Annotated in this window: 8 protein-coding genes; 2 read left to right on the forward strand and 6 right to left on the reverse strand. The window is 38.8% G+C overall.

Going from position 1 to position 6040, the window contains the following annotated elements; genetic code table 11:
- Positions 1-261 precede the first annotated feature (261 nt).
- The 5 genes from EYW48_RS20065 to EYW48_RS20090 form a co-directional block, all read right to left on the reverse strand.
- Complete coding sequence (locus EYW48_RS20065; protein WP_277432937.1) at positions 262-699, reverse strand: hypothetical protein; 438 nt, start codon at positions 697-699, stop codon at positions 262-264.
- A gap of 708 nt (positions 700-1407) precedes the next feature.
- Positions 1408-1671: a hypothetical protein gene (locus EYW48_RS20070; RefSeq protein ID WP_277432938.1), complete on the reverse strand. Its 264-nt coding sequence runs from the start codon at positions 1669-1671 to the stop codon at positions 1408-1410.
- Complete coding sequence (locus EYW48_RS20075; RefSeq protein WP_277432939.1) at positions 1672-2397, reverse strand: hypothetical protein; 726 nt, start codon at positions 2395-2397, stop codon at positions 1672-1674. It abuts the gene before it with no gap.
- Between the two features lie 260 nt (positions 2398-2657).
- The gene (locus tag EYW48_RS20085) at positions 2658-3467 is read right to left on the reverse strand and encodes a hypothetical protein (RefSeq protein ID WP_017634126.1); all 810 of its coding nucleotides are present in this window, start codon (positions 3465-3467) and stop codon (positions 2658-2660) included.
- Complete coding sequence (locus EYW48_RS20090) at positions 3457-3900, reverse strand: hypothetical protein (protein ID WP_277432940.1); 444 nt, start codon at positions 3898-3900, stop codon at positions 3457-3459. The genes EYW48_RS20085 and EYW48_RS20090 overlap by 11 nt, the downstream gene beginning before the upstream one ends.
- Positions 3901-4095: 195 nt before the next feature.
- Here EYW48_RS20090 and EYW48_RS20100 point away from each other — a divergent pair, with 195 nt between their 5' ends.
- Both EYW48_RS20100 and EYW48_RS20105 read left to right on the forward strand, forming a co-directional pair.
- Positions 4096-4341 (forward strand): type II toxin-antitoxin system CcdA family antitoxin, encoded by a 246-nt coding sequence (locus tag EYW48_RS20100; RefSeq protein ID WP_061051371.1) that lies wholly within the window; start codon positions 4096-4098, stop codon positions 4339-4341.
- Positions 4341-4658 (forward strand): CcdB family protein, encoded by a 318-nt coding sequence (locus tag EYW48_RS20105; protein WP_020838906.1) that lies wholly within the window; start codon positions 4341-4343, stop codon positions 4656-4658. The genes EYW48_RS20100 and EYW48_RS20105 overlap by 1 nt, the downstream gene beginning before the upstream one ends.
- A gap of 91 nt (positions 4659-4749) precedes the next feature.
- Here EYW48_RS20105 and EYW48_RS20110 read toward each other — a convergent pair whose 3' ends face one another.
- Positions 4750-5898, reverse strand: a complete 1149-nt coding sequence (locus EYW48_RS20110; RefSeq protein WP_277432941.1) for a hypothetical protein — start codon at positions 5896-5898, stop codon at positions 4750-4752.
- Between the last annotated feature and the right edge of the window lie 142 nt (positions 5899-6040).

Below are 6040 nucleotides of genomic sequence, written 5' to 3' on the forward strand. Positions count from 1 at the left end.
TCAAACGCTTCCCGAAAAGTGCCACTGGCGAGATAGTTGAGAAACTGAGATTTGTCCGGTGTGTAGCTAGAAAACCGAAAGCCTTTCCACCCTAAATTCACCGTTTTTCTTAACCCCAGCTAACGCCGCGTTAAGGGGTGAACAACGCCACCACCTAGCCTAAACCATTGTGCCGTAAACACTAAAGTTGAATCAAACTGAAAATGCCAAGCGTTGAGAATCCCTCTTAAACGCTTTGTTAGCACTATGGGCTCAGCTTGTTCATGGTTTTACTGGTTCTTTACCATGACTTAATTTTACACTTTTATATACAAGTACTTTTCCAATTACAATAAAGGCAGCAGACAAAGCAACTAGAATAAAAGCGATTATGGAGAAAAGGTTCGCTTGCTCTTTGAGTCGTTTGTCTCTTTGCTGTCTTTCTTTGATAATTTCCCAAATTGCATCGTTAGCTTCTTGAGATATATCGCTAGCTCTTTTTTTCAGTTCTTCTTGATCATCTATAGCTTGTAAAAGAGCGATATCTTTAAGCGTTCCCAATACTGCTAAGTTTGCCTCTTCCTGAATTGAGTATTGCCATTCAACTCTTTCAGTGTCCCACCACCCAGAAAAATTTGCTTGCCAAACGACGGCTAAAACAGCAAATACTAGACCTGCTATCTCAAATTTATATCCAAGTAGTTCTAATTTATTTTTCAAGATGACTCCAAATATCGAGATAGTGCTAACGCCCAATTAAGTGGTGAACAACGCACTGGCCAAGCCGCTGCATTGCACCGTAAAGCACTTTACCTGACGCATAGTAAAACTGCCACGCGTTGAGAATCCACTTGAATTGCTTGTTATGTGAATTTTACCGTGAATTCAAAGTAAACCACCGTAGAAACGAAGGAATTTGAATAAGTTACGTGCAAAAACGATGCTGACCAAAGCCTAAATTTTACAGCGATCTGAGCCGAAGAAAGCCACTTGCAGAATCAACAACAAAGAAAGCGCCCTTTCAGCCATAACAAAACCTTTTACTTCACCAGACTTTCAGAGCTGAATGTCAGCAAGAGAATCAGTCAAAAAGACATTTCAATTAAAGCGACTGGAAACCGACGAAACTCAACACAAGCCAGATCCAAAACTTAATTGAGGCAACCCAAGAACCTTGAAAACGATCAATCTCAGGCTGTTCAAGAATCCATTTCGACTAAGCCAACTTGCCGAAAACACGGAACAAATTCTCAATGAAATCGTAGCTTTGACCTTAAAAACTCATCAAACACATAACGCCGCGTTAAGTGGTGAGCAACGCCTAACACCCTACCTAAACCATTGTGACATAAACACTTAAACCAAAGTAAGCCGAAAACGCCATGCGTTGGGAATCCGTCTTAAACGCTTTGTTAACTGGCTTTTTCGCTATTTTTTTGAACGACAACATATTTTGCGAAACATCATCCATGCAACTACTGCCAAATATAAAAACACCGACGTCCAAATAAAAATTGGTAGCGATAAGTGAATTAATAATGCCCCATAATCAATTGGACAAACAGCCGGATCTTGACTAACTGGACTAACACAATAATCCCCTGCATGATTATATATACCAAACACAACCGAAACAGTCACAGAAAAAACAAATGAAATGATGAGTGGAATAAGATGATTTGTATTTTTCATTTAATTATCCAGCCACTGTTTCTTTTCATATATATCATTAACACGCGCACCATAATCCCTAACCTTTTCAGCACCAGTAAAATTGTAGATACTTGCAACCTTGCGGATAGTTGGATTTTGAACGCGAACCCATATGCGTTTTAGTATGAGAGCCCCTAAGCGAACGTTTGCCTCTACGTTATTTTCAATGTCGTCACTTGAATACCCTAAGCTATTAGCAAGATCGGTCCATTTATCATACCTAACATTCATAGGACGAAACGAAGTAACCCTGACTCCAGGTAACGCTCCTAAATAATCATAATAACCATGTGTCGTTTCCATATATGCTATAGCTTTGAGGAAATTGGCGTCAATACCCATCTCACGTCCAACACGTTCATAGAGCTCTTCATTACCATCGACTTCATCGAAAAAATCAATCTCATGAATTGGCTCACTAGCATCGGCTACAGGATTTTCTGTAATTTCAAAAATGGCTGGAGTATTTGAAATTATACTATTCCTCCGTTCCAGTTCCACGTTAATAACTGGAACTTCTTGTGAATTCGTCAATTCATGCTTTTGTTTCATTTTCTCGATTCGATTTAATGTATCACTGTAATTCTGAGATCTTAGTTGAACAAGTTTAAAGGACTTACTCTGCTGTTTATCGATAATCTGCTGATCAATGAAACCATAGTTCGAACCATTAACGCCTTTAGGGTATGGACCATTCTTAGACATTCTTTGCGCACTTAATGGATTTAAAACAAACTCTCACGTTAGCACAAAGCGGCTACCAGACCCATCAGATCAACCATGTGCATATAGTTTACTGGAATTTAAATCACGATCTAATCGCTACTCATTAATCTGTAGAAGCTAGTTAACGCCCTGTTAAGGTGTGAGCAACGCAATACCGATGCTTCCGCATACCACCTTAACCACTAAACGCAACGCATAGTAAAAATGCCACGCGTTGCGAATCACTCTTAAACAGATTGTTAAATGGCTAGTTCAGGAGGATTGAGAAAGCTCTCCAAATCACTACCGCCAATAGTTGAGTGATCTTCATCGATAACGTGTAACCTGTTTAGCTTTCTATTGTCTTTGTAAAGGTTCCACACACCTTCATGCATCCCTACCACAATATTAATCGGATAAACTCTTTCCATCGCTTGAATCATTCGCAAGTGCATAGCTTTTGCGTGACCACCAACAAACATAGTCGGAGCTAAATGTAACCCTTTTCTGTTATCATGAATAACAGTTGGCTCTTCATCACTATGCCAAGTATGCGCTGTCATATACATACCTACAAATGAGACCATTAACTCAGGAAATGGAGGCATAGACTTGCATTCATGCGCAGCAATCACATCCACGCTGGATACTCGGTAGAACGAACGTTTACCATTGGCAAAGTCTCGATCTTTAACTCTTTCAATAGTTAAATTTCGTTTTACCACAGCAAGATCTGGCGCAAAAGAGATCATTTCATCAAGGTTTGAGTAAATCTTCAATTGTTGGCGAATTTCGTACTCAGACTCACCTATTTTAGCAACAACAAAAGAAAAGTTATCAGGGTTACCATTTGGGGTTGTTAAGTAACGAAACTCATTTTCCGTAGTTAAGTTTTCAACACTAAGTTCAAAGCCAACCTTCTCATAATAATTAAGCAATGCGTGAAAACAACCTATTTCAAAAGACGCAGACAACTCACGACTTTTTTTGCTAAATGTATATGAATGTTCCTCCGCAAAGCCAGAAACTAAAGCTTCAACCGACGCTAACCATGAATCATCACTGCTCACTTTCTAACAACCCTTTATAGATACTATAAACAATATCATTTGCCGAACTGTAATTAACCAACCACGGAGAAATACCTAATTGAGATAGCAGAAAAAAGAAATCAGCGTCTGCATTTGATATCTTCCTATTTCTCGATTTATCAAACTTAATTGAGCTGCCATACTTTATAGGAATGCTAGCTCCAATACCTGATTCAGATATATTTAATGCAGAACTCGCTAATGGACCTAAAACAAGCTGATAGAATGAATTGAAAGCAAAAACCACATGTAATTTTTGATCACTCCAACCATTTCTGTATAAAACGAACAGCATTTCGTTGTTCTGATCTTTCATATATGCCAACTGGCGCTTGAAAGCGTCAGTTCTATTAAAGATCTGTTTTTTGACATCCCACTCTAAGTACTGAGTCAAATCCTCTAAAAACTTCAATAAATATCTCCTGCCATTTAACGCCCAATTAAGGTGTGAGCCACGCTACCACTGCACTCAACTTGTACGCCGTAAACACTAAACTAAACCCAAACCAAAAATGCCAAGCGTGGGGAATCACTCTTAAATTGTTTGTTATATGCCTTTCGTGCGCCTATACTTAATGCGCACTAAAAATACGCATAGGTAATTATCATGAGAAACTCATATAGTACGCAAGCACCCAAAAAGGCTGCAAACTTAAGCTTAAACAGCGAACTACTCGCTGAAGCTAAGCGACTAAACATAAACCTCTCTGCAACAATGGAAAAAGCTCTTGAAAAAGAAGTTAAACAACGCCGTAAAACTGAGTGGTTAGAGCAAAATGCAGATGCTATTAGCGCTTGCAATGAACTAACAGAAAATCACGGCCTGTTTTCCGATTCTTACCGAGTATTCTAATGTCACAATTTTCACTATACCAAAATAACGATAAAAGCACTGCTACCGCTTACCCATACTTTGTTGATGTTCAAAGTGAAATGCTTGATACGCTGAATACCCGACTGGTGATTCCCTTAACACCGGTTGAAATGTTAGAGAAGAAAGCCCCTACCCACCTGTGCCCAGTGATCCACATTGATGAAGGCGACTTCGTAATCCTAACTCATCAAATGGCAAGTGTTCCAACTAAAATCCTGCGTGATCCTGTGAATGAGTTGAGCACTTTTAGAAATGAGATTATTGCTGCTATCGACTTTCTGATTACTGGCATATAACGCCGCATTAAGGTGTGAGCGGCGCTTGGCTATACTTGAGCGAAGCGAAAATGCCAAGCGTTGCGAATCACTCTTAAATGCTTTGTTATATTTATTTTTCGACGTATCTATCCGTCTTTCTTACTGTTACTGGACGAAATGGATAACATTCAGATAGTAGAGCTTCAATTTCTTCGTTCTGTTCCCATTCACTGTCAACATAGCACCAATCTACATCACACCACTTTTCATGGTGATTGATGAAAATCACTCCAATACATTTTGTATTCTTTTGCTCGTACTTGTGAGCCAAAGTTAAGTTAGTTAGACGATTATGCTTAAACTCACGGTCTTCCCGTCTTGAGGGAATGAACACAAAGCCGCAATCGAGTCTAGGGACACTAAATCTATATGGCAACGTATCCCGATTTTCATTTGCCAACTCAAAGCACAGGGTAAATCGCTCTTTGAATGCTTTAAGCTCACCCCTAGTCATTTTTGCAAGTTGAGTTAGAATAAAATAGTAGTCTGTTGTATTTTCATAATCTCGCATTCTGTCCGGGAATGTGTTGATAACACCTGTCATATCCCACGACTCTGTATCCAGAACATTCAATGTCGTTAAATTTAAGGCATACTCAATATTAGGAGTAACAATTTCATCTGTAACTAGGTACTGCCCAAGCAAGGCTTGCTCTGGTAATTCGTTGACAATCTTTGGAAAGTTCAAAATTAATTGCTCACGATATGATAGATACTCATTAAGCTCAGCAGGAGTAGCTAACGATTCAATAAGTCCAAAATAGTCATCTTTGCAGAACAAGTGAATAACACCAGCTGTTGAACTTTTATGAAATTTTTTCTGCAATACTTCCGTAGGAAGTAGCTTAGATGGCTTGTACATTACTACCTTATGAATATTCTTCACCTGATCTGTAGCGATGTTTATTTTATGCCCTCGATTATTCTCTAAATGAACTTCGTCGTAATCACCTATATACCTCAATGAATCACGGATTTGGCTACAAGCATTTTTAATAATCTTTTTTTCAAACCACTTGATTTCTTTCTCTGCCGTGGAGCTTTCTGGCTCAAAACGTTCTTTCAACTGATAGATGACATAAAGATCATCAATCATTAATACATTGTCCGCTAGCTCTACTTCTTGACCATCTTCACGCTTAAACAATGTGCTTGAATACGTAAATTCTTTGAAAAAGTAAAACTCATTCAGCTTCGACATTTCTTCTTCTAAGTTCATAACTTACCTATAAATATAACGCCAAATTAAGGTGTGAACAACGCTGACACCTTACCTAACGCATTGTGCCATAAACACTAAACCGACTTGAAGTGAGGGCGCCCAGCGTTGTGAATCACTCTTAAATTTCTTGTTAGGCAAA

The organism is Vibrio sp. 1180_3 (assembly GCF_029478545.1).
In the GTDB taxonomy this organism is placed as follows: Bacteria; Pseudomonadota; Gammaproteobacteria; order Enterobacterales; family Vibrionaceae; genus Vibrio; species Vibrio aestuarianus.